29 protein-coding genes and 2 pseudogenes are annotated in these 26228 nt (G+C 70.9%); 14 read left to right on the top strand and 17 right to left on the bottom strand.

Going from position 1 to position 26228, the window contains the following annotated elements; translation table 11 throughout:
• Positions 1 to 12: 12 nt before the first annotated feature.
• Positions 13 to 498: a GNAT family N-acetyltransferase gene (locus FL583_RS05385; RefSeq protein WP_170323493.1), complete on the bottom strand. Its 486-nt coding sequence runs from the start codon at positions 496 to 498 to the stop codon at positions 13 to 15.
• Between the two features lie 120 nt (positions 499 to 618).
• Here FL583_RS05385 and FL583_RS05380 point away from each other — a divergent pair, with 120 nt between their 5' ends.
• Positions 619 to 2124 carry an acyl-CoA synthetase gene (locus tag FL583_RS05380; protein ID WP_142703335.1) on the top strand — a complete coding sequence of 502 codons (1506 nt, stop codon included), beginning with the start codon at positions 619 to 621 and terminating at the stop codon, positions 2122 to 2124.
• 48 nt (positions 2125 to 2172) lie between these two features.
• Here FL583_RS05380 and srmL read toward each other — a convergent pair whose 3' ends face one another.
• From srmL to FL583_RS05350, 6 genes are all read right to left on the bottom strand, one after another.
• Complete coding sequence (gene srmL / locus FL583_RS05375) at positions 2173 to 3234, bottom strand: PheS-related mystery ligase SrmL (RefSeq protein ID WP_205751864.1); 1062 nt, start codon at positions 3232 to 3234, stop codon at positions 2173 to 2175.
• 149 nt (positions 3235 to 3383) lie between these two features.
• The gene (locus tag FL583_RS05370) at positions 3384 to 3782 is read right to left on the bottom strand and encodes an SgcJ/EcaC family oxidoreductase (protein WP_142703333.1); all 399 of its coding nucleotides are present in this window, start codon (positions 3780 to 3782) and stop codon (positions 3384 to 3386) included.
• Positions 3783 to 3859: 77 nt separating this feature from the next.
• Positions 3860 to 4660: a family 1 encapsulin nanocompartment shell protein gene (locus FL583_RS05365; protein ID WP_142703332.1), complete on the bottom strand. Its 801-nt coding sequence runs from the start codon at positions 4658 to 4660 to the stop codon at positions 3860 to 3862.
• Positions 4657 to 5664 carry a Dyp-type peroxidase gene (locus tag FL583_RS05360; protein WP_142703331.1) on the bottom strand — a complete coding sequence of 336 codons (1008 nt, stop codon included), beginning with the start codon at positions 5662 to 5664 and terminating at the stop codon, positions 4657 to 4659. Before FL583_RS05360 ends, FL583_RS05365 begins: the two co-directional genes overlap by 4 nt.
• A gap of 68 nt (positions 5665 to 5732) precedes the next feature.
• Positions 5733 to 6611 (bottom strand): RNA polymerase sigma-70 factor, encoded by an 879-nt coding sequence (locus tag FL583_RS05355; RefSeq protein ID WP_142703330.1) that lies wholly within the window; start codon positions 6609 to 6611, stop codon positions 5733 to 5735.
• Positions 6608 to 7747 (bottom strand): NAD(P)/FAD-dependent oxidoreductase, encoded by a 1140-nt coding sequence (locus FL583_RS05350; protein WP_142703329.1) that lies wholly within the window; start codon positions 7745 to 7747, stop codon positions 6608 to 6610. The genes FL583_RS05355 and FL583_RS05350 overlap by 4 nt, the downstream gene beginning before the upstream one ends.
• Before the next feature lie 90 nt (positions 7748 to 7837).
• Between FL583_RS05350 and FL583_RS05345 the strand changes: the two genes are divergently transcribed.
• Positions 7838 to 8512, top strand: a complete 675-nt coding sequence (locus tag FL583_RS05345; RefSeq protein ID WP_142703328.1) for a LysE family translocator — start codon at positions 7838 to 7840, stop codon at positions 8510 to 8512.
• Between the two features lie 420 nt (positions 8513 to 8932).
• Positions 8933 to 9145 (top strand): annotated as a pseudogene (locus FL583_RS41440) (IS481 family transposase); the annotation flags it as partial.
• 47 nt (positions 9146 to 9192) lie between these two features.
• Here FL583_RS41440 and FL583_RS39955 read toward each other — a convergent pair.
• The gene (locus FL583_RS39955) at positions 9193 to 9450 is read right to left on the bottom strand and encodes a hypothetical protein (protein WP_170323492.1); all 258 of its coding nucleotides are present in this window, start codon (positions 9448 to 9450) and stop codon (positions 9193 to 9195) included.
• Positions 9447 to 9905 (bottom strand): DUF2000 domain-containing protein, encoded by a 459-nt coding sequence (locus FL583_RS05330; protein ID WP_142703327.1) that lies wholly within the window; start codon positions 9903 to 9905, stop codon positions 9447 to 9449. The genes FL583_RS39955 and FL583_RS05330 overlap by 4 nt, the downstream gene beginning before the upstream one ends.
• A 75-nt stretch (positions 9906 to 9980) precedes the next feature.
• On the opposite strand from FL583_RS05330, the gene FL583_RS05325 reads away from it, so the two are divergent.
• Positions 9981 to 10430: an Lrp/AsnC family transcriptional regulator gene (locus tag FL583_RS05325; protein ID WP_142703326.1), complete on the top strand. Its 450-nt coding sequence runs from the start codon at positions 9981 to 9983 to the stop codon at positions 10428 to 10430.
• A 4-nt stretch (positions 10431 to 10434) separates the two neighbouring features.
• Here FL583_RS05325 and FL583_RS05320 read toward each other — a convergent pair whose 3' ends face one another.
• The 6 genes from FL583_RS05320 to FL583_RS05295 form a co-directional block, all read right to left on the bottom strand.
• Positions 10435 to 11619 (bottom strand): DUF6891 domain-containing protein, encoded by a 1185-nt coding sequence (locus FL583_RS05320; RefSeq protein ID WP_142703325.1) that lies wholly within the window; start codon positions 11617 to 11619, stop codon positions 10435 to 10437.
• A gap of 38 nt (positions 11620 to 11657) precedes the next feature.
• The gene (locus FL583_RS05315) at positions 11658 to 12209 is read right to left on the bottom strand and encodes a L,D-transpeptidase family protein (RefSeq protein WP_142703324.1); all 552 of its coding nucleotides are present in this window, start codon (positions 12207 to 12209) and stop codon (positions 11658 to 11660) included.
• Positions 12210 to 12383: 174 nt separating this feature from the next.
• On the bottom strand, positions 12384 to 13718 hold the full coding sequence (locus FL583_RS05310) for a (Fe-S)-binding protein (protein ID WP_205751863.1): 1335 nt from the start codon (positions 13716 to 13718) through the stop codon (positions 12384 to 12386).
• Positions 13718 to 14800, bottom strand: a complete 1083-nt coding sequence (locus FL583_RS05305) for an FAD-binding oxidoreductase (protein WP_142703323.1) — start codon at positions 14798 to 14800, stop codon at positions 13718 to 13720. Before FL583_RS05305 ends, FL583_RS05310 begins: the two co-directional genes overlap by 1 nt.
• Complete coding sequence (locus tag FL583_RS05300) at positions 14800 to 16272, bottom strand: FAD-linked oxidase C-terminal domain-containing protein (RefSeq protein WP_205751862.1); 1473 nt, start codon at positions 16270 to 16272, stop codon at positions 14800 to 14802. The genes FL583_RS05305 and FL583_RS05300 overlap by 1 nt, the downstream gene beginning before the upstream one ends.
• 21 nt (positions 16273 to 16293) lie before the next feature.
• On the bottom strand, positions 16294 to 17196 hold the full coding sequence (locus FL583_RS05295; RefSeq protein ID WP_142703322.1) for an alpha/beta fold hydrolase: 903 nt from the start codon (positions 17194 to 17196) through the stop codon (positions 16294 to 16296).
• Positions 17197 to 17289: 93 nt separating this feature from the next.
• Here FL583_RS05295 and FL583_RS05290 point away from each other — a divergent pair, with 93 nt between their 5' ends.
• Positions 17290 to 17487: a hypothetical protein gene (locus tag FL583_RS05290; protein ID WP_142703321.1), complete on the top strand. Its 198-nt coding sequence runs from the start codon at positions 17290 to 17292 to the stop codon at positions 17485 to 17487.
• Here FL583_RS05290 and FL583_RS05285 read toward each other — a convergent pair.
• On the bottom strand, positions 17484 to 18662 hold the full coding sequence (locus tag FL583_RS05285; protein WP_142703320.1) for an FAD-dependent monooxygenase: 1179 nt from the start codon (positions 18660 to 18662) through the stop codon (positions 17484 to 17486). The genes FL583_RS05290 and FL583_RS05285 overlap by 4 nt on opposite strands.
• A 59-nt stretch (positions 18663 to 18721) precedes the next feature.
• On the opposite strand from FL583_RS05285, the gene FL583_RS05280 reads away from it, so the two are divergent.
• From FL583_RS05280 to FL583_RS05270, 3 genes are all read left to right on the top strand, one after another.
• Positions 18722 to 19228, top strand: a complete 507-nt coding sequence (locus FL583_RS05280; protein ID WP_142703319.1) for a MarR family winged helix-turn-helix transcriptional regulator — start codon at positions 18722 to 18724, stop codon at positions 19226 to 19228.
• 105 nt (positions 19229 to 19333) lie between these two features.
• Positions 19334 to 20119 (top strand): SDR family oxidoreductase, encoded by a 786-nt coding sequence (locus FL583_RS05275; RefSeq protein WP_142703318.1) that lies wholly within the window; start codon positions 19334 to 19336, stop codon positions 20117 to 20119.
• A gap of 11 nt (positions 20120 to 20130) precedes the next feature.
• The gene (locus tag FL583_RS05270) at positions 20131 to 21204 is read left to right on the top strand and encodes an NAD(P)H-dependent amine dehydrogenase family protein (RefSeq protein ID WP_142703317.1); all 1074 of its coding nucleotides are present in this window, start codon (positions 20131 to 20133) and stop codon (positions 21202 to 21204) included.
• A gap of 161 nt (positions 21205 to 21365) precedes the next feature.
• Here FL583_RS05270 and FL583_RS05265 read toward each other — a convergent pair whose 3' ends face one another.
• A complete protein-coding gene (locus tag FL583_RS05265; protein ID WP_142703629.1) occupies positions 21366 to 22241 on the bottom strand; it encodes an SDR family oxidoreductase in 876 nt (291 codons plus the stop codon).
• 93 nt (positions 22242 to 22334) lie between these two features.
• Between FL583_RS05265 and FL583_RS05260 the strand changes: the two genes are divergently transcribed.
• From FL583_RS05260 to FL583_RS05240, 6 genes and pseudogenes are all read left to right on the top strand, one after another.
• Complete coding sequence (locus FL583_RS05260; RefSeq protein ID WP_142703316.1) at positions 22335 to 22982, top strand: TetR/AcrR family transcriptional regulator; 648 nt, start codon at positions 22335 to 22337, stop codon at positions 22980 to 22982.
• Positions 22983 to 23341: 359 nt separating this feature from the next.
• Positions 23342 to 23911 (top strand): annotated as a pseudogene (locus tag FL583_RS43325) (transposase); the annotation flags it as partial.
• Positions 23912 to 24093: 182 nt separating this feature from the next.
• Complete coding sequence (locus FL583_RS42345; RefSeq protein ID WP_276611560.1) at positions 24094 to 24228, top strand: hypothetical protein; 135 nt, start codon at positions 24094 to 24096, stop codon at positions 24226 to 24228.
• A 280-nt stretch (positions 24229 to 24508) separates the two neighbouring features.
• Entirely contained in the window at positions 24509 to 24961 is a 453-nt protein-coding gene (locus FL583_RS05250; RefSeq protein WP_142703315.1) for a hypothetical protein, read from the top strand.
• 113 nt (positions 24962 to 25074) lie between these two features.
• On the top strand, positions 25075 to 25479 hold the full coding sequence (locus FL583_RS05245) for a YunG family protein (protein ID WP_142703314.1): 405 nt from the start codon (positions 25075 to 25077) through the stop codon (positions 25477 to 25479).
• 157 nt (positions 25480 to 25636) lie between these two features.
• A complete protein-coding gene (locus tag FL583_RS05240; RefSeq protein ID WP_142703313.1) occupies positions 25637 to 26134 on the top strand; it encodes a GNAT family N-acetyltransferase in 498 nt (165 codons plus the stop codon).
• Positions 26135 to 26228: the final 94 nt, after the last annotated feature.

Here is a 26228-nt window from a genome sequence, read left to right as displayed (position 1 = left end):
CGGCAGCCCGCCTCAGCCGGAGAACCTCGCGTAGATGCTCATGACCCGGCGCAGCCCCCGGCGTTCGTAGAAGCGTTCGGCGCCCGTGTTGCCCTCGACGACGTCGAGCATCAGGTCGTGGATCCCGCGGGCGTCGAGCTCGGCGTCGACCCGGTCGGCGAGCACCGTGCCCAAGCCTCGGCCGCGCCACAACGGCGCGATCGACAGCGACTGGAGCATCGCGATCCGGTCGCCGGTCACCCAGGTGTCTTCCGGCCCGTCCAGGACCTCGACCAGCGCGTACCCCACCGGCGCGGCCCCGGCGTACGCGACCAGCACGAACGAGCCCGGCCGGGCCAGCCAGCGCCGGTACTCGTCGCTCCGGACCGCCCACGACACCTCGTCGGGGTGGTAGGCGAAGCCCGGTAGGCCGAGCTGATGGTGCCGGTGCAGGGCCTTCCACAGCTCTTCGACGTCGTCGATCAGCTCGGCCCCGCCGAGCACGATGGTCGGTTCCACCGCCGAAGTATGTCGCGGCCGGCCGGGCGCGTTCCGGACGATTCTTGGCTAGGAAGCCTCGACAGGAGGCTGTGGCGCGCGTCACGATGCTGGCACTGCCGACCGCGCGAGGTGTTGCCCGTGTACCCAGGAGCCTATGCCGCCTCCTCCCCCGACAAGCCCGCCGTCGTCATGGAGGACGACAGCGAAGTTCTCACCTACGCTCAGCTGGAAGAACGCTCCGTCCGCCTGGCCAACGCGTTCACCGCGGCCGGGTTGCGACCGGGCGACGTCGTTGCGCTGCTGACCGAGAACAGCCCGCGGGTGTTCGAGGTGTACTGGGCCTGCTTACGGTCCGGGCTCTACCTCACCGCGGTGAACTGGCACCTGGCCAAGCCCGAGGTCGGCTACATCCTGCAGGACTGCGGAGCCTCGGCTCTCGTCGTCTCCGAGAGCCTCAACCCGCTGGCCGAGGGCGACTTCCCCGCCCTGCACACCCGGATCGTCATCGGCGACGACTACGAGGCCGTCCTCGCGTCCGCGTCGCCCGAACCGCCGGCGAACCAGCCCCGGGGCGGGGACATGCTTTACTCCTCCGGCACCACCGGACGCCCGAAGGGCATCAAACCGAATCTGCCCGACCGGCAGGTGGACGAGCCCGGCGATCCGTACGTCGGGGTGTTCGGGCCGCTCTACGGGTTCGACGAGAACTCGGTGTACCTCTCCCCCGCGCCGCTCTACCACGCCGCCCCGCTGCGGTTCGGCATGGTCGTGACCAGCCTCGGCGGCACGGTCGTCGTCATGACGTCGTTCGACGCCGAGCGGGCGATCCGGGCGATCGCGCGGTACCGGGTCACGCACAGCCAGTGGGTGCCGACGCACTTCGTCCGGATGCTGCGGCTGCCCGTGTCGGTGCGCGGCGGCTTCGACCTCAGCTCGCACCGGGTGGCGATCCACGCGGCCGCGCCGTGCCCGGTCGAGGTCAAGCGGGCGATGATCGAGTGGTGGGGGCCGATCCTCGAGGAGTACTACGCGTCCACCGAGGGGGCCGGCGGCACGTTCATCGGGTCCGAGGAGTGGCTCAAGCACCCGGGCTCGGTCGGCCGGCCGATGATCGGTGTGCCCCGGATCTGCGACGACAAGGGCGCGCTGCTGCCCGGCGGCGAGCCCGGCCTGATCTTCTTCGAGCGCGACGACCTGCCGTTCACCTACCACAACGACCCGGAGAAGACCCGGGGCGCGCAGCACCCCGACCATCCGACGTGGACCACGGTCGGGGACGTCGGCTACGTCGACGACGAGGGCTACCTGTTTCTCAGCGACCGCAAGGCGTTCACGATCATCTCCGGCGGTGTGAACATCTACCCGCAGGAGATCGAGGACGCGATCCTGCAGCACCCCGCGGTGCTCGACGTCGCGGTGATCGGGGTCGGAGATCCGGAGTTCGGCGAGTCGGTCCTCGCCGTCGTCGAGCTGATCGCGTCGGCCTCCCCGGACGACGAGACGCGCGCGTCGATCACCGAGTTCGCCCGGGCCCGCCTGGCCGGCTTCAAGGTTCCCCGCCGGATCGAGTTCACCGACGCTCTACCGCGGACGCCGACCGGCAAGCTGGTGAAGGGGAAGCTGCGGGAGGAGTACGCGGGCTGACCAGGCCCCGGCCCGCGCCGCACCGTCCGGGAACGGCGCGGGCCGGCTTCAGCCGTTCCTCAGGGCCCGGTGGACGGCGGCCCGGCGCCGGTTGGCCTCCGCGTCGGTGAGCGTGCGCCCGATCGGACGGAAGGTGATCCGGAGCAGGACGTTGACCTGGCCCGGTTCGATGCCGAGCCGCTTCCGGGCCGCGTCCGGCAGCGCGTCGTACGTCGTCGTGGACAGGATCGCGACCTCCTCCAGATCGTCGGCGTCGTCACCGAGCGCGGTGCGGACCGCGTCGCCGAGGAGCTCGGCATCGGGAGGGTCGTCGAGCGCGACCGACAGGTCGCGCCGGATCGGCGGACGGCGGGACACCGGGCGCCAAGGGTCCAGATCGGACATCTGCGCCGCCACCCGCGGGTCTTCCGAGCGGAGCAGCCGGATGTCGTCGAGGCGCTTGCGCAGCATCACGGCCCGGTCGAGCCCCAGCCCGAGCGCCAGGCCGCTCCGCTGCCCCACGACGTGCGGCGCGGCCAGGCCGCACTCGGCCAGCTCGACCCATCCGTCCGGCGTCTCGACGTCCACCTGCAGGCCGTCGTTCGTGTACGGATGGGACGCCGGCGTGGCCCGCCAGCGCGCCCCGGGCAGCACGGCCCGGACGACCAGGTCGATCATCCGGTGCAGGTCGGCGCGGCCGAGCGGCCGGGCCGAAAGCCGCCAGAGGTCGACCTGGTGCGGCGCGCCGGTGTGCAGGCGGTCGAAAGTGTCACGGCGGTAGACGAGGCCGGGCAGGGCGAGCAGCACGTCGTCGTCGGTGTCGAGGGTGCGCAGCGCGGCCGGGACCCCAGCGGTGGTGTGGCTGCGCAGCACCACGGTCTCGGCGGCGTACCTGGTGTAGCGGACGTCCCGGGCGACCGCGTCCGGCGGATACCCGAGGCGGTCGTAATTGTCTTCGACGCTGACCAGCGAGTGCCGCCGCTGGACGTCGAGGCGGCACCCCCAGGCGTCGGTGAGCGCACGGAGCACGTCGGCCAGCAGCAGCTGCAGGGCGTGCGGGCCGGAGGCGGGGTCGGTGAGGTCGCGCAGCCGCAGCGCGGCGGCCAGTTCGTCGACGGAGAGGAGTTGCACGGCGAGTCCTTCGAGGGCCGGCGGAAAGGGCGTCATCTCCCCCGGCCGCCGGCCTCGCGGTTCACCGACGGACGTCGGCACCCCCGCGGCCGATCCCCGGCCGGGGGCGAAGAAATGCCCGACTCGCCATGCCACTCACCGTAGCTCCGTCAGTCCGCGAGCACGATCGTGTTTTGGCCGACGGCGATGCGCCACTCGCCGTCTTCCCGGGTGAGGACGTAGAGCGGGCTGCCCGGCGGCTCGTTCTCGATCGGCTCGCCGTCGAGGGTCACCGCGCGCTGGCGCACCTTCACCGCGGCGACGTCCGGGCGCAGGAACAGCACGTGCTCGATCTCGTAGGTCGCGGTCGACTCGGCCATCGCGCCCGGCAGCACCTGACGGGTGAAAGCCGCGATTTCGTCCCGGCCGAACAGGCGCTTGCCGTGGGCGGTCGTCCAGAACGCGTCGTCCCGGAACAGGCCGATGAACTCGTCGGGCAGCTCGTGCTGCTGTGAGTGCTCGAGGGTCGCGACGACGTCGGCCAAGGCGTCCAGATCGGTGTTCGTCATGGACGGAAGCGTGCAACCTGAAGCCACCTTCAGGTCAAGCGACGGCGACCGGCCTCACGTTCGAGCCTGGCGCCCGCCTAGGAGGTCAGGTTGACCGAGGCTTCGCTGGTCTGGACGAGGAACGTGAGCGACTCCTGGAAGTAGAGCTCGATCGAGTTCGCGTCGTGCGACAGGTAGCCGATCGACACGTCCTGGCCCAGGTACAGCTCGAAGTCCCCGCCGCGGGTCGAGAGCACGACCGCCCCGTCGATCGCCGGCGCCCAGATGATCTCGCCGTCGCGCAGGACGCGGGCGATGTGCTCGTGGATCGGGTAGCCGTGGTCGGCGGTCTCGGCGACCGCGGTGTAGGCCTCGGCCGAGAGCAGCAGGCTGTACGGACCGTCCACACCGGCCAGCCGCAGCGACGAGATCGCCTGCGCGACCGCGGTCGGGTACTCCCGGACGTCGCCGGGCAGCGCGATCGTCGCGTTGCTGCTGCCCGGGCGGAGGCCGACGATGCCGGCGGCCGCGTACCCGTCGAGGATCGCGCGGTCCTCGGCGAACGCCAGCGCCTTGGCCGCGTCCTTGACCGGCTGCCAGTCCGAGTCCTTCGCGCCCCGCTCGACGTCGTCCACGGCCTGGCGGTCGACGACGAACGGGATCCGGAACTCGACGATCGACTGGACGTTCCGGCTGCGGGCCCGCACGCCGTCGGCCGGGGCGGCGAGCTCGGTCAGGTGACCGGTGCCGACGGCGGACAGCTCCTCGCCCGACGGGCCGAGCACGTCGACGACCCGGCGCGCGGCCAGGTGACGGGTGAACGTGCGGCGCGCCTCGGTCTCGATGTCGGCCCAGGCGACGTCGGAGATCGGCGCGAGCTCGCGGTACAGGTTGTTCACGGTGCGGTGCTCCTCTTGAGGCTGCCGATGCGCAGGGATCCGTCGTCAGTGGTGGTCGTTTGTTCGACGCGCGGCCCGGGCGGGTCGTCCAGGAAGTCGGCGCTGGGGACGAAGAACAGGCTGCCGGTGACCGCGGTCGAGAAGTCGAGGATCCGGTCGGTGACGCCCGGCGGATCGCCGAGGAACATGTTCCGCAGCATCCGCTCGGTGATCGACGGCGTCTTCGCGTACCCGATGAAGTACGTGCCGAACTCCCCCGACCCGACCGACCCGAACGGCATGTTGTCGCGGACGATCTGCAGCTCGTTGCCGTCCTCGTCCTCGATCGTGTTCAGCGCCACGTGCGAGTTCGCCGGCTTGACGTCGTCGGGGAGCTCGATGTCGTCGAGCTTCGTGCGGCCGATCACGTGCTCCTGGGCCTCCACCGGCAGCGCGTTCCAGGCGTCGATGTCGTGGAGGTACTTCTGCACGACGACGTAGCTGCCGCCGGTGAAGTCCGGGTCCTCGTCGCCGATCGCGGCGGCGTCGAGCGCGGCCGCGCCGGTGGGGTTCTCGGTGCCGTCGACGAAGCCCATCAGGTCGCGCTGGTCGAAGTACCGGAAGCCGACCGTCTCGTCGACGACCTCGACCGCGCCGCGCAACCGCTTCATCAGCTGCGTCGCGAACTCGAAGCAGAGGTCCATCCGGCGGGCCCGGACGTGGAAGATCAGGTCACCCGGCGTGGACGGCGCCCGGTGACGAGGCCCGTCGAGCGGGACGAACGGGTGCAGCTCGGCCGGGCGCGGGCCGCCGAACAGCCGGTCCCAGGCGTCCGAGCCGAACCCGGCGACGACCTTGAGGTCACCCTCGGGCGATCGGAACCCGACCGACCGGCCGAGGCCCGCGATGTCGGGCACCAGGTCGCGGACCACGTCCTCGCCGCCGTCCCGGATCACCAGCACGAGGAACAGCGCCGCCTCGGTGAGCGGGGTGAGCACCGGCTGCGATTCGACCGGCTTGACCATCGCGTTCGTTCCCTCCGCTCACGCCGCCAACGACCCTATCCTGCACCGTCCGCACGCAAGCGCATCAGTCAGATGACCGGGTGCACGATCGAGGTGGTGACTGCGCGGAGCTTGTCAGGGTTCGCCACGTTGTGGATGGCCGCGATGCGTCCGTCCGCATTCAACGCGAACGTCAGCGTCGAGACGACGCGGCCGGCGCCGCGGAAGACGACCCCGGGTGCCCCGTTGAGGTCCACGACCTCGGCCGCCATCTCGGTCGGGTGCACGCCTTCATACGGACGCGTGGCCACGCCGGCGAACCACGCGGCGACCCGCTCGGCCCCGACGACCGGCCGCATCGCCTGCCGGACCTTGCCGCCGCCGTCGGTCCAGAGCGTCACGTCCGGGGCGAGCAGCTCCATCAGCGTGTTCAGATCGCCGCCGATCGCCGCGGCGAAGAACCGCTCGGTGACCTCACGGTGCCGGGCCTTCGTCGCCCGGAACCGCGGTCGCCGGTCGTCGACGTGGGCCCGGGCTCGGACCCCGGCCTGACGCACGGCCTCGGCGGAGCGCCCGACGGCGTCCGCGATCTCGGTGTAGTCGAAGCCGAAGGCTTCCCGGAGCACGAAGACCGCGCGTTCCAGCGGGCTCAGGCTCTCCAACACGACGAGCAGCGCGACCGAGACCGACTCCGCGACCTCGGCCGTGTCGGAGCTGGTCAGGATCGGCTCGGGCAGCCAGGGGCCGACGTAGGTCTCCCGCCGGGCCTGGGCCGCCCGCAGCCGGTCCAGCGCGGTGTTCGTGACGATCCGCACCAGGTAGGCGCGGGGGTCGGCGACCTTCGACCGGTCGGCCGCGGACCACTTCAGCCAGGCGTCCTGCACCGCGTCCTCGGCGTCGGCGGCGCTGCCGAGGACGCGGTAGGCCACCGAGAACAGCAGGTCGCGGTGTTCGTCGAAGGGGTTCATCGGGTGTAGCGACCGCCCCTCCGCCAGCCGAGCATCGTGATCTTCGGTGCCGCGGCCGTGCGGCTCAGCGTGGGCCACGGTGATCCGCTCACGGTCTCCTTGTACCAGCGGGCGAGGCCTCCGGTCAGCGCGAGGCGCTTCGGTGAATCGTCCGGATGGGTGAACTGGACGACCGCGTCGCGGCGGCCGAGGCTGATCGGCACGTGCAGGTAGCCGAACCGGAACGGCTTGACCGGCTTACCGGCCAGCGCGCGGGCGATCGCCCAGGCCGCGTAGGCGCCGGTGGGCATGCCGCTCTGGCAGGTGCCGTGCAGAACGCCGTACGACTGCCGGATCGCGGCCGCGTCGCCGATCGCGACGACGTCCGGGTGCGAGAGCGAGCGGAGCGTCGGGCCGGTGCGGATCCGGCCGCGCTCGTCGACGTCGAGACCGGCCTTCGCGGCCAGCGGCGAGACCCGGACGCCGCTGGTCCAGAGCACGGCGTCGGCCGGGAGGTGCCCGTCGGCCAGCGTGACGCCGTCGGCGTCGATCGCGACGATCTCGGCTCGGCGGACGTGTATCCCGAGGCGGTCGAGAGCGCGGTCGAGGTGGGCCTTGGCTTTGGGGCCGAGGCGCGCACCGGGTTCGTCGCGGCCGACGAGCGTGACGGTCAGGCCGGGGTGGGACTCGGCGAGTTCGGTGGCGGCCTCGATGCCGGTGAGGCCGGTGCCGCAGACCGCGACCGTGCGCTTACCGGGGAGGCGCTCGGCGAACAGGCGGGCGTTGTCGACCGTGTACGCGTGCTCGTCGGCGCCGGGCACCGCGGCGGTGTCGGCGACCGCGCCCAGTGCGTACACGAGCGTGTCGTAGGCCAGTTCCCGCTCGTCGTCGATGCGGACGGTCCGGGCGTCGGCGTCGACCGCGGTCACCCAGCCCGGCACCAGCCGGACGCCGGTCTTCCGCAGGAGGTCCGGGATCCGCAGGTCCGCGACCTGCTGACCGGCCGCCACCTGGTGCAGCCGCAGTCGTTCGGTGAACCGTTCGCCGGGGTTCACCACCGTGATGCGGACGTCGCTCCGCGCGCCGAGACGGCCGGCCAGACCCGTCGTCGCGGAGAGCCCCGAGTAGCCCGCGCCGAGTACCACGATCTCGTGCATGGTCGTTCCTCTCTCTCGTCGCGCAGGGGACGGAGTGGGAACGTCTCGTCGTGAGCCGGTGTGTCCGGGGTCACAGGTCAGACTGGGGGCGTGATCTCTGCTCTCGTGTCGTTTGCCGTGGTGGCCGCGTTGCTGACGATCGTGCCGGGGCTGGATACGACGTATGTGCTGCGGACCGCGATCGTGAGTGGGCGTCGTCCGGCGTTCGCGGCCGCGGTGGGGATCGGGACCGGGGCGCTGGCGTGGGGGGCGGCGGCCGCGGTGGGGGTGTCGGCGCTGCTCACGGCGTCGACGGTGGCGTACACCGTGCTCCGGGTGGCGGGCGCTGCGTACCTGGTGTTCCTGGGCGTTCAGCTGATCCGGGAGACGCTCGGCCCCCGCGCGGCCACCCCGGGCCCGGGCGCGGGCAGCGCAGGCGCGGGCAGCGCGGGCGCGGGCGCGGGCGGCGCGGGCGCGGGGCGGGATGGGGGGTGGCGGGCTTGGCGGCGGGGGGTGTTGACCAATCTGTTGAATCCGAAGGTGGGTGCGTTCTACCTGGCGGTGATCCCGCAGTTCCTGCCCGAGCACGCCCCGCACCTGCTCATGGGCCTCCTGCTGGCGCTCGTGCACAACGCCGAGGGCATGCTCTGGTTCACCGGCCTGATCCTGGCCGCCCACACCCTGCGCCGCTGGCTGAGCCGTCCCGCCGTCCGCCGCGCGATCGACCGGGTCACCGGCACCGCCCTGATCGGCTTCGGCCTCAAACTGGCCGCCACCCCGAGCTAGCGTTCGGTCCCGGCCCGGCATTTCTCGCGCGGCGACGGTGACCGGACACTGGTCGCGATCGCCCTCGGTCACAGCGGCGGACCCGGTCGTTGTCGAGTTGGGCATCATGCTCGTCGGTTTCGCGCTCGCCGGATCGCCTGCTACTTCTGGGAATTGGTCAACTTACTTGACCAAGTAGTCAGGAAAGTTGACCAAACCGCAGAACAACACGTCGGCCGATGCGGACGCTGAGCACTAGCCGTGCTGCCCACATAGGTTGGTGACGGTCGTCGAACCACTGGTCGTGGGCGCGGATCGTGTCCAATCTGCGGTCTCGGACCCAGGCTCGCGGGCTAATCACCTCGGACGTGTCGGTCGACTCGACCGTGGTCCGCGCGCACCAGCAGACGCCCGTGAAGACGACCCGCTACCGCCTGACCGGCCCATCTCGACCGCGCCACCGGTGTCACGATCCGCCGCCACGAAGGCGGCGCACCCGGCGATCCGATCCACGTCGACGTCAAGAAACTCGGCCGGATCCGCGACGGCGGCGGCCACCGCGTCCCCGGACGCGCGACCGGCGGACGCCCCGCCCGGGCCACGCCCATCGCCCGCAAGAACCGCCACCCGATGAGCGGCTACGCCTGCCTGCACCGCGACCGGCGACCACTCACACCCACCACCCTGTCGGAGCCGAACAACTAGCCCGCGAGCGGCCGACTGCGGCACCACGCGCGGAAGTCGGCGTCCAGGTCGCGGGCGGTCACGCCGACGGCGGGACGGGACCAGCGGAACTCCGCCCCGGTGTCGAGGCGCAGCATCACGACCGGCCGGCCTGCCGCCGTCGCGGTCACCGACGACGCCACGACCCGGGCCGGACCGGTGCCCGCGAGCCGCGCGACCCGGTCAACGAGATCGACGAGGTCGACGGCGTCTACGAAATCGCCGACGTCGGTCATCGGAGCAGGGTCAGGCCGCCGACGAGCTTGTCGACCTGATTCCGCGGCCCGACCAGCGCGACCGCGTAATAAGCCATCTCCTCCTCCGACGTCGCCGCCATCACGGCCTGGTAGTCCGTGTGCGACGTCGCCTGCTGGGCGGCCCGAGGCACGTCGGCCACGAACAGCGTCGGCTTCGTCGCGGCCTTCGTGCGGATGCGGTGCACGGTCTCGGCGTCCGCGCCGAGAATCGAACATCCGACGTACGGCAGCGGCTGGTGCTCGAACCCCGACCCGTCGGTCACGACCGGCCCGAGCAGATCCGGCACCTGCTGCCCGACGCTCGCCGACAGCAGCGCGGCCGCATTCGCGATCAGCCCGATCGGCAGGTCACGGTCAACGACCACGACCCACTTCGTCCGCTGCTGACGCGTCGTCAGCGCCAGCCGTTCGTCATTCGCCTCGAGAAGTTGCACGGCCGGAACACTAGGCTGCCGTTGCAGGGTTCGGCGGCTTCGTCGAACTTCGTTTGACGAAAGCGAGAAACACCGATGCTTGATGCGATCGACCGCGCCCTCCTGCGGGAACTGGAGAACGATGCGCGGGCGACGAACCGCGACCTGGCGTCCGCGGTCGGCGTCGTCCCGTCCACGTCGCTGCTGCGGGTGCGGGCGCTGCGCGACCGGGGCGTCATCGCCGGGTACCGGGCCGAGATCGACCTGGCCGCGGTCGGGCGGCCGATCCAGGCGCTGATCTCGGTGCGCATCCGGCCGCCGTCCCGGCCGGTGATCACCGCGTTCCGGGAGTGGGCGGCCGCGCTCCCGGAGACCGTCGGCCTGTTCGTGACCGCCGGGGGCTGGGACTTCCTGCTCCACGTCGCGGTGCCCGACAACGAGGGCCTCTACGCGTTCGTGATCGACCGGCTGACCGAGCGCAGGGAGGTCGCCGACGTGAACACGAGCGTGATCTTCGAGCACGTCCGCTCGCCGCATGTTGTCTGAGGCGTCACCAGGGGGTGGTGGTGGCACCGGGCAAACCGCCGGTCGCGGCCCGGTCCTCGGCCGCCAGGACCGCGAGGAGCCGCTCGGCCTCGGCGGGCGTCGTGTACGCGCCGGTCGTCGTCCGCCGGGCCGGGTGGGGCGACTCGACCCACAGGCGCCCCTCGGGCCGGCTCAGCTGGACGACTCCCCCGCTGCGGCCCTGCGCGGACAGCCAGGTCTCGGACGTCGGCATCGCGCGCACCAGGTCCACGACCTCGGCGAGCGTCACCGGACGGTCGTGGTGGTAGGTGCCGTCGTCGTACCGGACCGCCAGGAGGTCCGGCTCGTCGGCCGGCGCCGGGACGGGCGCGCGGCGCAGCAGCGGCAGGCCGTCGAAGCGGCCGGCGACCCGGCCGTCGTCGGTCACCAGCCGGTCGAAGTCCCGGCGGACGACGACCGGTCCGCCCCCGCCGTCCAGCGGCTCGACCCGCAGCCGCACCCCGCCGGGCAGCCACGGCAGCTCGAGGAGCGCCAGCACCTCCGCCGAGTGCCGACCCTCCGGCACTCCCGGCCGCCCGCCGTACACCTCCACGTCGACGTCCGGCCGCGGCTCGGGCGCGGGTGCGAACGCGGCCCGGCGGCCGTGCCGGCGCACCGCCCAGTCGAGCGGGACGCGGATGCGCTGCCCGGTCGTGCCGTCCCAGTCGACGGTCAGCCCGGCCGTGGTCAGCGCGGACGCGACCTCGGCGCCGATCTCGGTGGTCGGCGGCTGCCCGAACCGTCCGTAAGCCAGGTAGACGCCGTGACCGGCGACCGCGGACTCCGTGTCCTGCCGGTGATAGAACGCGTAGCCGCGCGCCGGGCCCCGCGCCTCGTCGCCGATCTCCGTCAGCCCGCAATTCTGGCAGCAGGCGAAGTCCTGCCGAGCGACGATCCCGGCCGCGTCCAGCGCCCGGAACGCCTCGGTGAGACGGTCGTTGTCGGTGCGCGCGGGCCAGGACGCCTGGGCGGCCAGCGCGGCCGCGAAGTCCTCGCTCGCCACCGACCAGGCCAGCGCCCGTAACTCGTCCGGCTCGGCCTCGCCCTCGAGGTACTCGAGCGTGCTGTTCACGACGTCCAGGAACGCCGCCGACCCCCGCCCGACCTCGCCACGAACGTGCTCGATCGCCGCCGCGCGCAACTCCGCCTCCATGCCGAGCACCGTACTCATGGTCCGAGCGCCGCCCGCCACGCTCGGAAGCCGTCACGTCAGGAACGAACGAGTAGGTCGGCGTGCACGGTGTCGTACGCGATCCGCCAGCGGGCCAGAAGTCGGTCTCGATCCGCCTGGCTGATCTTGATGCAGCCATCAGTGGCGTAATTGCCGTTCCATCTTGTTCCTCTCACGCCGTTGGAGTGGATGAACAACTCGGTTCGCGAATTCAGATTGCCATGGCACAGATGGTTGCCGAGGTACCAAACCGGCCCGCCCAGCGTGGTCTTGGTGGTATGCGGGGTTCCCGGAACATTCCACTGTCGCACCGGATACGTGCCGTCCGGCAGAAATCCGCGGTTCCGCTGACAGTCATCAGTGCTTCCAACACCACTTCCGGCGCGCATCACGATGTAATAGCGCTGAGGATCGTTCGGCTTCGAATAGTAGAGATACAACCGGCTGTCCAAAGGGTTGGCCATGTTCTTGACGAACACTAGATGCGGATGACGCGGCGTGTCCGCGCTGGCTGCCGGGCCGAAAAGGCTCGTCACTATCAAGCCGAAAAGAACAGCGACAAGCCCACGACCTAACCGTCTGATGAGCATGTGTTTCATCATCCCCCCAAGGGCACGGTAAAGTAATAGCAGAACGGAGTTCCGCAGCGGTTCACTTTAGCCGACAATGCCGACTGAAAATCGCCGCTGAGCCGGTCAACCGATCAGCGGAATAGGCTGGTATTGCTGGCCGATCGGTCACCCCGATCGGCGCACCCATTCTGGTTAAGTTCGGGCTTCGGGCCGTACTCCCCGGATCGAGGCGTCGAGCAGTGTCATCGGGTGATAAACCGGGGTCGGCACCGAGAGGTGCGCGGTGATCTGCAGCGCGCAGCCGGGGTTCGCCGCGGCGATCGCCTGGGCCCCGGTCGCGGCCAGATTCGCCGCCTTGCGCGCACCGAGCTCGGCCGCGGCGGCCGGCTGGGTCAGGTTGTAGATGCCGGCCGAGCCGCAGCAGAGCTCCCACTCGGCCGGCTCGACCAGCGTCAGCTCGGGAATCCCCCGCAGCAGGTCACGCGGCTGCGTGCGCACCCCCTGGGCGTGCGCCAGGTGACACGCGTCGTGGTACGCGACGGTCAGCGGAATCGGATACCGACGGGCCTGCGGCTCGACCGACCCCAGCACCTCGTGCACATCGCGCACCTTGGCCGAGAAAGCCTCGGCCCGCGAGGCCCAGGCCGAGTCGTCCGACAGCAGGTGCCCGTAGTCCTTCATCGCCGACCCGCAGCCGGCGACGTTCACCGCGATCGTGTCGAAGCCCTCGTAGGCGGCGATCGTCTTCCGCGCCTCGACCAGCGCCGACTCCTCGACCCCGCCGTGCAGCTGCAGCGCACCGCAGCAGCGCGGAGACCGGGGTGAATGCACCTCGAAGCCCTCGGCCGCCAGCACCCGGACCGTCGCCGCGTTGACGTCGCCGAACAGCGCCCGCTGGATGCACCCCTGCATGAACGCGATCCGCCCCCGGGGCGTCACCCCGGGCGCAGCCGGCGTCACCCGATCCAGCTGCCGGACCGTGGCCCCCAGCGAGACCGGCGGCGCCAGCGACAGCAACGCCCCAACCCGGGTCCGCGGCACCAGCCGGGCGATCCGCGCCCCGAGGCGCCCCGGCACCGCCAGCACCGGCACCAGCGCACGCACCCGCCCCGGATGCGTGAACAGCGCGAAGATCAGCGCCCGGTACGCGCGGTCGGCCCGCGACCGGGGCACGTTCCGCTCGATCTGTGGCCGGACCTGCTCGATCAGCCGGTCGTACTGCACCCCGGACGGGCACGCGGTGACGCAGGCCATGCAGCCCAGACAGCGGTCGAAGTGCGTCTGCATGGTCTCGCCGAGAACATCGTCATGCCCCACCCGCATGAGCACGATCCGCCCGCGCGGCGAGTCGGCCTCGTCCTGGAACACCGTGTAGCTCGGGCAGGTCGTCAGGCAGAAGCCACAGTGGACGCAGTCCTTGATCAGCTCCGGGTCGGGCGGGCGGTGCGCGTCCCACCCGCTCGGAGCGCCGTGCAGCGAGGGCTCGTCGCCGCCCGACGGGGTCGTGTTCGAGAGGTCGGCCGTCACTAGATCCCTCCCACGAACGCGCCGGGCCGGAAGATCCGGGCCGGGTCGAACCGCGCCTTCACCCGGCGCATCACCGCGGCCGCTCCCGGGTCCACGTCCGGCCACGCGTCCGGCACGCGGTCGCCGCCGTCGAGCACGGTGACCGCTCGCGGCGCGAGCGCCTCCCGCACCTGCTTCACGAGCGCGGGGTCCGGAACGGTGATCCAGGCCAGGCCGAGGGCGGCCCGCGCCACCACCGACCCGCCGACCGCGTCCGCCGCGCGGAGGACCCGGTCGAGGTCCGTCGGGCGTCCGCTCACCTTGAGGACGGCTCCGTCGGCGCACCGCTGACCGGCCCGCTGGGCGTCCCAGAGTGCTTCGTCGTCCGCTACGACGTCGGCCTGGCCCAGGAAAGAGGCGACGGACGACGCCTGCGAGCCCGCCGTCACTCCCCCGAAGCGGACGAGCAGCCGGCCCGCGCCGGCGCGCCAGGCGGCGTCCACATGCAGTGCCTCGAGCGGACGGCGGGCCAGGTCGGCCGCGGCCCGGGCCAGCGCGGACGGGTCGGAGAACCCGGCGACGGCGGTCGCCGTCCCGGCCGGCAGCGGGTGCAGCCGGACCGCGACCTCGGCGATCAACCCCAGCGTGCCGTAGGACCCGGTGAACAGCTTGCCGAGGTCGTAGCCGGCGACGTTCTTGATGACCCGGCCGCCGGACCGGGCCACGGTGCCGTCGGAGAGGACCAGCGTCACGCCGATCACCAGGTCACGGACCCCGCCGTAGCGGTGCCGGGCCGGGCCGGAGTCGGCGGTCGCGACCAGGCCGCCGATGGTCCCACCGGGCGACGGGTCGAGCGCCAGCCACTGGCCGGCCGACGCGAACTGCTTCTGGGCGACGGCCAGCGGCACACCGGCCTCGAGGACCGCGGTGAAGTCGCCGGGATTGTGCTCGACGATCCGATTCAGGCCGGCCGTGGACAGCGGGGTCCCGGCCGCGCCGCCGCCCCAGCCGGCCCGGGAACCGCTGCCCACCGGACGCACCGCGGTGCCGGCCGCGCCCAACTCCCGGACCGCCTCGGCCGCTTCGGACACCGACGAGAACATCAGAACCGCTCCGCGAGGCCGGACGCCTCGAGCGGGTGCTGCCGGTACGGGCCCGGCACCTCCCCGCACAGCCGCGGGGTCGGCATGACCTTGCCCGGGTTGGCCAGCCCGGCCGGGTCGAACGCGCAGCGCAGCCGCTGGAACGCGTCGAGATCCGCGTCGGCGAACATCTTCGACATGTGCTTGCGCTTGTCGACGCCGACGCCGTGCTCACCGGTGATCGAGCCGCCCGCGTCCAGGCACACCTGCAGGATCGCGCCCGCGAGTTCCTCGGCCTTCTCGGCCTCGCCCGGCACCCGGCCGTCGTAGCAGACCAGCGGGTGCAGGTTCCCGTCCCCGGCGTGGAACACGTTCGCGACGGTCAGCCCGTACTCCGAGGCCAGCGCGTCGATCCGTTCGAGCACCTCGGGCAGCTGGGTGCGCGGGATCACGCCGTCCTGGACGAAGTAGTTCGGCGAGACCCGGCCCATCGCCGGGAACGCGGCCTTCCGGGTCTTCCAGAACAGCGCGCGCTCGGCCTCGTCCCGGCTCACCCGGACGTCGTCCGAGCCGCAGCGTTCGCAGGTCTTCACGACCTCCTGGAACAGCGCCTCGCACTCGTCGGCCGCGCCGTCCAGCTCGACCAGCAGCGCCGCCCCGCGGCCCACCGGGTATCCGGCGTGGGCCATCTGCTCGGCGGCGTCGATCGTCACCGCGTCCATCATCTCGATCGCGCCGGGAACCACCCCGGCGCGGACGATCTCCGAGACCGCCTCACCGGCCGCGTGCGTCGAGTCGAAGAACGCGACCAGCGTCCGGACCGCCTCGGGCGAGGGCACCACCCGCAGCCAGATCTTCGTGGTGACGCCCAGCGTCCCCTCCGAGCCGACGAACGCGCCGAGGAGGTCGTAACCGGGGGCGTCGAGCTCCTCGCCGCCGAGCCGGACCACCTCGCCGTCGGTCAGCACGACCTCGAGACCGGTGACGTAGTTCGTCGTGAACCCGTACTTGAAGCAGTGCGCGCCACCGGAGTTCTCGGCCACGTTCCCGCCGATCGAACACACGACCTGGCTGGAGGGATCCGGCGGATAGAAGAAGTCCGGCCCGACCGCCGCGGAGACCGCGGCGTTGGTCACGCCGGGCTCCACGCAGACCCGTGCGTTGTCGAGGTCGATCTCCAGAATGCGGTTGAGCCTGGTCAAGGCGACGAGGACGCCGTCGGCGACGGGAAGCGCGCCACCGGAGAGCCCGGAGCCGGCGCCCCGGGCGACCCAGGGAACCTCGGCCTCCGCGCAGAGCCGCACGACGTCGCGGACCTCGGCGGCCGTGCCGGGCAGGACCGCCACCCGGGGCAGCGCGCGGTACTGGAGCAGGCCGTCGGACTCGTAGGTGCGCAGCTCGTGCGGGTGGGTGAACGTGCGATCGGCACCGACGACCCGCCGCAGGGCGTCGACCAGGTCCCTGCGGGCGGCCTCGATGCCGTCTTTGCCCACGCTTCGACGGTAACTGTTGGGCTAGACCTCGGGGGTTGGTTTGTGCGGTTCGGAGTGCGTCCAGTCGGCGAGCAGCGTGCGCAGGCCGGTGATCAGGCTGAGCGGCTGGTCGATCATCACGTGGTGGGCCGAGAACGGAATCTCCACGACCGGTACGACCCGGCCGAGCCGCTCGGCGATCAGGTCGCCCATGTCCGGCGGCACCAGCCCGCGCTCGGCCCGGAACACCGCGACCCGGCACTGCGGCAGGGTGAGCGTCCGGAGCGTGGTCCGGCCGCGGAAGACGTTCGGGTCGAACTTCCACGACCAGCCGCTGGCCCGCTCGTGCAGGCTGGTCTCGGCGATGTGCGCGAGCACGGCCGGAACGTTGCCGTCCTGCGTCGGAATGAGCTTGAAGCGGCGGAGGGCGTCGTCCTTGGTGGGGTAGGTCCGCAGCGGGCCGAAGGCCTGCTGGGCGTTGGCGGCGGCGTCCTCGGGGAGGTTGTCCCAGAACGGGGTGTCGATCGCGACCGCCCCGGCCAGCTCGCTGCCCCGCAGCCGGGCCGTCGTCAGCGAGACCATCCCGCCCATGCTGTGGCCGATGACCAGCGGGTGCGGGCCGGCCCTTCCGGCCTCGGCCGTGGCGAGCACCTCGTCGGCCCAGAGCTCCATCCGGTACTCGGGCCGGCGTCCGGAGTCGCCGTGGCCGGAGAGGTCGAGCGCGACCACGCGCCGGTCACCGGCCAGGAACGGCGCGATGTGGTCCCACCACCGGCTGTGGGCGGCACCGCCGTGCACGAGGACGATCCCGCTCTCGTCACCGGGCTTGCCCCAGGCCCGGTAGTGGATGTCGGCGCCGCCGACGTTCACGATGCCGACCTCGACGGACGCCGCCAACGCCTCGGTGAACCAGGCGGGCGCGCCCTCGGGCGTCGTTGCGGTCATCGGGCGTCCTCTCGCGGAATGGGTAGCCCCACTCAACCATGCGTCCGGCGTAATTCGATCGCGCCGGAACCTCCGGGCCGGGACGATACGGCGATGGCCGGGACACCCGAGGGGTTCACCTATCGCGTCCGCAAGAGCGGGGACGTGGAGGTGCGCCATCACGGGCGCGCGGCGACCGTGCTCCGGGGCGCGGTCGCGGCCCGGTTCCTGGCCGACGTGGAGCGCGGGGATCCCCAGCAGCTGATGGCCCGCCTCACCGGCAACTACAAGCACGGCAACGAGCGCCGCTAGGCCGTCGTCGGCTCGAACTCGGGGAGCGGCCGGTCGGTCTCGGCGACCTGGGTGAGCTTGGCCGCCAGCGGCCTGAACAGCGTCGACGTCAGTACCTTGTCGGCCACGCCCTTCACGGCCAGGCCGAGCCGGGTCTGCGGGTAGGCGAAGAGCTCGAGCCCGGGCGGCAGCGTCTGCACCTCGTCGACCAGCGGCCGCATCCACTTCTCGTAGGCGGCCAGCGCGGCCGGGAGGTCGGGCTCCGTCGCCAGGTACGCGGCCAGCACGTAGCCGCTGGTGAGGGCCAGCGACGCGCCCCCGCCGCCCATCGGCGTGACGCACCAGCCGGCGTCGCCGGCCAGCACGACCCGGCCGCGGTGCCAGGTGCTCATCCTGATCTGGGTCAGGTGGTCGATGTAGACGTCGTCGGACGTGTCGAACGCGTCCAGGATCCGGGGGGCCTCCCAGCCGGCGTCGGCGTACCGGCGGCGCACCTCGGCCAGGGCTTCGCGCTGGTCGAGGTCGCTCAGGTCGTCGCTGCGGGAGTAGGAGAGGATCGCCCGGGTGGTGCCGTGGTTGTCGGGCCGGAGGTGGATCTGGCGTCCGCCGACGGTGTTGTACCACCGCCAGCGGTCGTCGTCGTCCGGGGTGCGGGGGATCGTGCCGAACACCATCGTGATGCCCAGCTCGCGCCGGTCGACCGCGTCGCCGAACAGCCGGTCGCGGGTGGTGGAGCGGACTCCCTCGGCGATCACCACCAGGTCCGCGCGCAGGGTCCGTCCGGTGGCGGTGGTGACGGTCTCGTCGGTCACCTCGTCGACCGTGTCGCCGTAGCTGAACTCGACGCCCTCGGGCAGCTGGTCGCGGATCGTGCGGGCCAGATCTCCGCGCAGCACCTCCAGCTCGGCCGTGGCCCCGTCCGGTCCGTCGGACGGAAGCTCGGCCCGGACCTTTCCGTCGCCGTCGACCAGGACCGTTCCGGTCTCGGTCGTGTTCTGCGCCTTGACCGCGTCGAACAGCCCCATCCGACGGAGGACGTCCCGGGCGACGCCTCGGACGTCGACGTTCTGGCCACCGTCGCGGAAGCTCGGCGCGCGTTCCAGCACGGTCACGTCCCAGCCGGTCCGCCGGAGCCAGAACGCGGCCGAGAGCCCGGCGATGCTGGCTCCGGAGATCACTGCGTGCGGTGTTGCCATTTATTGCCCCTCGCTGCTCGTGCTTTACAGTGAAGCTACTGCAGAGCAAAGGAACGTGCATGACGAGAGTCGACCCGCTGACCGCCGACTGGACGCCGGAGCAGACCGCGGCGATGCAGCGGCTGCGGGACTGGGCGGTCAGCTTCGCGGAGCTGAACCAGCACCTGGCGGCCTGGATGAACCTGCCGACCTCGGACGCGAACGCGCTCGGCCACATCGTCTGGGCCGCGGAGGACGACGAGCCGCTCTCCCCGGCCGACCTCTCCCGCCAGCTCGGCATGACGTCCGGCGCGACCACCGTGCTGCTGAACCGGCTGGAGGCGGCCGGTCACGTCCGACGCAGCCGCGAGCACGCGGATCGGCGCCGGGTCACGCTGCGGCCCGAGCCGGCCGCGCGCGAACAGGCCCGGGAATTCCTGGCCATGGCCGGCGCCGAGATCGCGGAGGTCTTCACCACGACGAGCGCCGAGGAGCTCCGCCGGGTCGTCGCGTTCGTGTCCCGCCTCACCGAGGCCAGCACGGCCGCGAACAAACGGCTGGCGGCCAGCAGCCGCCGTAGGCCTTGACCGTCGCGTCGGGCGGAACGCACGAGCCGTTGGTGAACGCCTTCGCGGCCGGTCGAGCAGCACGACGCGGACGCTACTCCTTCTAGAACCTGTTACAGTCCGGCCATGATTCTGGAACGGTTTCGGCTGGATGGGCGCGTTGCGGTCGTCACCGGCGCCGGGCGGGGCATCGGAGCCGCCACCGCGCTCGGGCTCGCCGAGGCCGGCGCCGACGTGCTCCTCGCCGCCCGCACCGAGCCCCAGCTCCAGGAGGTCGCCGACCGGATCTCGGCCCTCGGGCGCAAGGCCGAGATCGTCGTCGCCGACCTCTCCGACCCCGACAACGCGGCCGGGCTGGCCGATCGCGCGACGACCGCGTTCGGGCGGCTCGACCTCGTCGTCAACAACGTGGGCGGGGAGATGCCCCGGCCGCTGATGAAGACGTCGGTCCGGCGGCTGGAGTCCGCGTTCCGGTTCAACGTCTCCACCGCGCACGCGCTGATCACCGCGGCCGCCCCGGCCCTGCTCGAGACGAACGGCGCGATCGTCAACGTCTCGTCGGTCATGGGCCGGCTGCCGGCCCGCGGGTACGCCGCCTACGGCACCGCCAAGGCCGCGCTCGCCCACTACACGAAACTCGCCGCCGCCGACCTCGCCCCGCGCGTGCGGGTCAACGCGATCGCCGTCGGCTCGGTCGCCACGTCCGCATTAGAACTCGTTCTGGAAAACGACGAGCTGCGGACGCAGATGGAGCAGAACACCCCGCTGCGCCGGATCGGCGCACCGGAAGACATCGCCGCCGCAGTCGTCTACCTGGCCTCCCCGGCCGGGAGCTACGTCACCGGCACCGTGCTGGAGGTCGACGGCGGCCTGCGTCAGCCCAACCTCGACCTCGGCCTGCCGGACCTCTGAGGAGCACCACGATGACGTACCGGGTAGTGCAATGGAGCACCGGCAACGTCGGCCGGCACGCGATCGCCGGCATCGACGCGCGGCCCGACCTCGAGCTCGCCGGCGTGTTCGTCAGCAACCCGGCCAAGGCCGGTCGCGACGCCGGCGAACTGGCCGGCCTCGGCCGGCACCTCGGCGTGGAGGCCACCACCGACGCCGACGCGCTGATCGCCGGGAAGCCGGACTGCGTCGTCTACACCGCGATGGCCGACGACCGCCTGATGGAGGCGATCGGCGACCTGACCCGGCTGCTGGAGAACGGCATCGACGTCGTCGCCTCCGGGCCGGTGTTCCTGCAGTACCCCTACGGCGTCATCCCCGATTCCATGCTCGCGCCGCTCACCGAGGCGGCGGAGAGGGGGCAAGCGTCGCTCTGGATCAACGGCATCGACCCGGGCTGGGCCAACGACTGGATGGCGCTCACGCTGACCGGGATCTCCGAGCGCATCGACGAGGTCCGCTGCCTGGAGATCCTCGACTACTCCACTTACGACAACCCGACCGTGCTGTTCGACATCATGGGCTTCGGCCGCCCGGTCGACGACGACCTGCCGATGCTGTTGCAGCCGGGCGTGCTGAGCTTCGCCTGGGGTTCGGTGGTGCGCCAGCTGGCGGCCGGGTTGGACGTCGAGCTGGACGCGGTCGAGGAGTCGTGGACGAGACTGCCGGCCCCGGAGGATTTCGACATCCCGTCGGGCTCGATCGGCAAGGGCACTGCGGCCGCGCTGCGCTTCGAGGTCCGAGGCATACGAAACGGCCGAGCCGTGTGCGTGCTGGAGCACATCACCCGTCTGCGTCCCGACCTGGGTCCGGACTGGCCCCAGCCGACGGGTCAGGGCGGGTACCGGGTGGTCGTGACCGGGGAGCCGACATATGTGCTGGACATGACGATGATGGCGTCGGACGGAGACCACAACACGGCGGGGCTGAAGGCGACAGCGATGCGGTTGGTGAACGCGGTGCCGGCGGTGGTGGAGGCGGCGCCGGGGCTGCTCACTTCTTTGGACCTTCCGTTGATCACGGGCCGAGGCCTCGTTCGCCCTTGATTCGTGAAGTGTCTGTGACCAGTTCGTGGAGTGGAACGACTACGGACCCTGATCACGACAATGGGCTCGTCGGCTGAACGGTCGGCGCTTCGCGCGCTCAGCGGCAGTTGGGTGAGACGGTGGCGCTGGCGGCTTCTGCTCGATCGCATAGCTGCGGGTGTTCAAACTGCGGGGTCCGTGCATGCTTTCATCTGATCGCGGATGACTTCAGCGAGGCTGGTGCTCGGGCGACCGATCAGACGGCGCAGATCGCCGGTGACGGTCGCCAGTTCGCCCCGCTCGATGGCGTCCTCGGTTTCGAGGAAGACGTCGATCATCGCTTCAGGAAGGCCACTGCCGGCGAGCATTTGCCGGTATTCGGCGGCCGGGATCTGCCGGTAGGTGATGTCCTGTCCCGACTGCCGGGAGACTTCGGTGGCGTACTCGTGCAGGCTCCAGGCCTCGTCGCCGCTCAATTCGTAGACGGTGTTCTCGTGGCCGTTTCCCGCGAGGACGGCGGCCGCGGCCGCGGCGTAATCGTTGCGGGTGGCGGTCGCCAGTCGTGAGCCGGGGGCGGCGGTTCCGACGACTGCGCCGTGCTCCAGCACGGTGGGCAGTTGTGCGGTGTAGTTCTCGGTGTACCAGCCGTTGCGCAGGAAGCTGAACGGCAGTCCTGAGCCTTCGATCGCCCGTTCGGTGGCGTGGTGGTCGTCGGCGACCACGAATCGGGTGTCCGGACCGCCGAGGATGCTGGTGTAGGCCAGGAGCGTGACGTCGGCGGCCTTCGCCGCGTCGATGACAGCGTCGTGCTGAGCGCGGCGTGCTCCGAACTGGTTGCCCGAGATGAGCAGCACGCGGTCTCCGGCCTGGAAGGCGTCGGCGAGTGAAGCCGGGACGTCGTGGTCGGCGACCCGAACCTCGATGCCGTGTTCGGCCGGGTGGGTGGCGCGCGCCGGGTCACGGACCAGGACGGCGATCTGGTCGGCCGCGACCAGATCGAGCAGGTTCCGTACGACGAGCCGACCGAGCTGGCCGGTAGCTCCGGTGACGACGATCATGCAGGACTCCTCAGCGCGCGTTATCTGGCCGCCGTAAGCTACAACGCAGACTGCAAGAAAGTAAAACGCTAACTGCAAAATTGGGGACGGACGATGGATCCTGCCGAGACGCCGACCCGGCTACGCCGGGGTTGGGCCGACAAACGCGACGCCATCGGGCGAGGCGCGCGTGTGGTCTTCGCACGCGACGGCTACGCCCGGGCCAGCATCGACGCGATCGCCCAGGAAGCCGGCGTCTCCACCCGCACGGTCTACAACCACTTCGGCGACAAGGAGACGCTGTTCACGTCCGTCCTCACCGACAGTTCGGCGCAGGTCAGAGACGCCCTCGTCGCGCGAACCCGCCAACACCTGGATTTCCCCACCGATCTGGAAGCGAGCCTGGTGGCGGTCGCCCACGCCTGGGTGGCCACCATGGACGAATTCGCGGAGCATTTCGCTCTGATCCGCCTCATCACCTCGGAGGCCAATCACTTTCCGCCGCACGCGCGCGAGGCGTGGCAGAACACCGGGCCCCAAGCGGCGCGCGCCGAACTCGCCCGACACTTCGATTCACTCATCCGCCAGGGCCTCCTGGCCGGCGATGATCCACAGCGCGCGGCGACCCAGTTCCACCTCTTGGCTTTCGCCGAGATCATGGAACGGTCGCACCAAGGTGCCGCAACCCTCGACTCGGCCGAGGTCGACTCAATCATCACCGCGGGCATCCGGACGTTTCTCTACGGGCACCTTCCCCGATGAACGACGAGAAGGCGGAGCACTGCGGGGCCGGACCACGGCGTCAGGCGCATGCTCTCAGCCCATCTGCGACGCTTCACCGCGAGTGACTGAACGCACTCTCATCGGCTTCTGGGTCGTAGGACGTCACCGGGCGGGATAGCGTCCAGGCGCCCGGTCCGTCGCTCGCTTTCGGCGGCTGCCCACGCGGGTCGTGTGGCTCTCTTCTGGCCTGCGCGAGCCGGGTGTCGCTTTGCGGGTCGGTATGGCTCGAGAGGGTATTGCCCGGCTCGAAGAAGCGGTGCCCTCCGACCCGGTTTCCAGCCGTTCTCGGGGCGCACCGAGGTCGGTGAGCCTGTTGACGAACGTCCCTGGTGGTGGCGCAGTGGCCGGACCAGGTCTGGGCGATCGAGGGGTGCGCCGGGATCGGCGCGCATGTCGCGACCCGGCTTCTGGGCGAGGGCGCGCAGGTCGTCGACGTCCCGCCGAAGCTCTCGGCCAGGGCGCGGGTGTTCGCACCGGCCAGGGCCGCAAGACTGACGCCACCGACGCGCAATCGGTCGGGTTGGTCGGCACCAGGATGGCGGGGTTGCATCCAGTCGTCGACGACCAGCAACTCGCAGTACTGCGGACTCTGGCCGACCGCCAGTCCCAGCTGCATCAGCTGTTGTTGCTGCTCATCCCGGGTGGGGCGAAGAAGTTTCTGTCCGAGGCGCTGCTGGCGACGGTCCGCCCGCGGGACGCGGCCGGCAAGACTCGACGTCGGCCGGCGTAGCAAAGCCGCCGACAAGGAACTCGAGGAGCTGGTGCGGGCGGCCGGGACCAGCCCGCTGGATCTGCGTGGCATCGGCCCGTCCGGACCGGCCCGGCTGCTCGTCGAGGTCGGCGACATCACCCGCTTCCCGACCGAGGCGCACCTCGGATCCTGGGCCGGGACCGCGCCGATCGACGCCGTCCAGCTCCGCAACCAGACGCCCGGTCCTACCGCCTCCTGACACAGAGGGGAGCCAGAAGCGAGTGTTGCGAACCGAACGTTCGCGGCGTCGTCATGGCGATCGAGCCGGCGGTCGTCCGGCGGGAGGCTTACTGCAGCACGGGGACAGGCCCCGCGGAAAGCTTCTGGAGGCTGGACGACATGAGCGGCTGCTACGACTACGACTACTCGTACGACTGCAACGACTACTCGTACGACTACGACTGCCGCCCGCGCCGTCGCCACCACAAGAAGCGCCACTACAACGACTGCTGGGACTACAGCTACTGCAGCTGAACAACCCAGCACCCGGCCCGGAACGCAACATCGCGCTCCGGGCCGCTTCACGTCCAAACGAGGAACCAGCGACCATCGGACGCGGAACGTCGGCCAGCAGATCACGGCGGGTGCGGAACATTACTCCGGGCACCGGCCGGCCGGACCGTATCGCGCCGCCTACCGTGCTGACCCTGATACCGCCTGCCCGAACCGGCAACGGCCGCCCCATCCCCCGGCCAATTCCCCGCGTCCTCCCCGGCCCCGACACTGGGATCCGAACTCGGAGAGGAGCTCCACCATGCCGCGCATTCTGCCGGAAAATGTCAATTTCCGTCTCTTCAGCGTCCAGCACAACGGCCAATTCCTGTTCGTGTCGAACGATCTGGCAGGCCGCGACCACATTGTCGAGGCGCACCCATTCAGAGACGAGTTCCGCAACGAGTTCCGAGCCGAGTACCCCATCGCCAACAGCAGCCGGTGCCGGCTGCTCAACCCAGCCACCAACACGTTCCTGTTCGTCTCGAACGACATGGCGGGGCCCGACCGCATCGTCGAGGCCCACCCGGACCGGGACGAAGACCGGAACCTGTTCCGCGCCGTCGACGTCGGCGGCGGCCAGTTCCAGTTGCACCACCCCTCCACCGGATGGAACGTCTTCCTGTCCAACGACACGAAGGGCAACGACTTCGTGATCGAAGCGCACGACAACAGCGACGAGGTGCGGAACAACTTCACGTTCCAGCTGGTCTGACGGGCCCCGCGGACCGGATCGGCGCTCAACGGCAGGTCGGTGCACTCGATCGGAGTCAGCGGTAGGCGTCTGAACCATCGGGATTCGTCAGGGGCCGGTGCGATGCTCTCCGCATGCTTCCCTGGGATCTGCTGACCCTCGACGCAGCCCTACGCTCCAGTTGGGCCGCCGACACCTGCTCGCCCGACGACCTCGAACGCGAGCCATGGCGACCCGACAACCCCGCCTGGGGCCACTGCGACATCACCGCGCTGATCGTCAACGACATTTTCGGCGGCGACCTCGTCCTCGGCGAAGTCCACCTCCGTGGAGAACAACACGGCTTCCACTACTGGAACCGGCTACCCAGCGGCGTCGACATCGACCTGACCCGCGAACAGTTCCGCGCCGGCCAGATCGTCACCCCCGGGCACGTCGTCACACGTCCACCCGGCCCGCTGCGCCGCTGGGAGGAGTACCTCCGCCTCCGCGACCGCGTGATCGACCACTTAGGCCACCTCCCGGATCCGGCCGTCTGACGCCCCACCGACAACACGCCCTCGCGCTGACCGACGGCGACAAGCAGCGTCCACCACCGACGATCGCCGCCGGGCTCCCGCGAGACGGCACTCGAAGGTCGTGGAGGGGGCGGGAAATCGCTAGAGCTCGGCGGTCGAGACGGCTCACTCTCGAACCGTGCTCTCGATCCGACGATTCCGCGACGCCGACGCCTCAACGATCTGGGCCCTGAACAACCTGCCGAACATCGGCGCCACCGCCAACCCCACTGTTCCGCTGCCACTCCCACCCGCAACCCAACCGCCCCCAGGCTTCCCCGATCTGGCCGACATCACCGACAGCTTCCTCGCAGCCGGCGGCGAGTTCCTCGTCGCCGAACTCGACGGACATCTCGTCGGCATGGCCGGCCTACGCCCAGCCCACAACGGCGCGGCCAACATTCTCCGGGTCCGCGTACACCCGGCAACCCGCCGCCGCGGAATCGGCCGAGCCCTGATGGACGCGTTGGAACAACACGCACGGCACAACGGCCTACAGCGAATGTTCCTGGACACTGCCACCAACCAACCCGAGGCCATGGCCTTCTACGAAAACCTCGGCTACCAGGCCGTCGGCCGAGAACATCAACTAAGCTGGACCTGGACCCTAGTCCTCTACGAAAAGCACCTGCCCTGATCGCGGCACGACCGGACGTTTCTCGTCAATGGCTGGAATGCAGGGAGCGAACACAGTAAGTCGCTCGGGATGCTGAATGTAGGTAGAGATAGTG

The organism is Cryptosporangium phraense, assembly GCF_006912135.1.
GTDB classification, from domain to species: domain Bacteria; phylum Actinomycetota; class Actinomycetes; order Mycobacteriales; family Cryptosporangiaceae; genus Cryptosporangium; species Cryptosporangium phraense.
The sequence above is the reverse complement of the archived record's forward strand: the minus strand, read 5'-3'. Positions and strand labels throughout refer to the sequence as shown.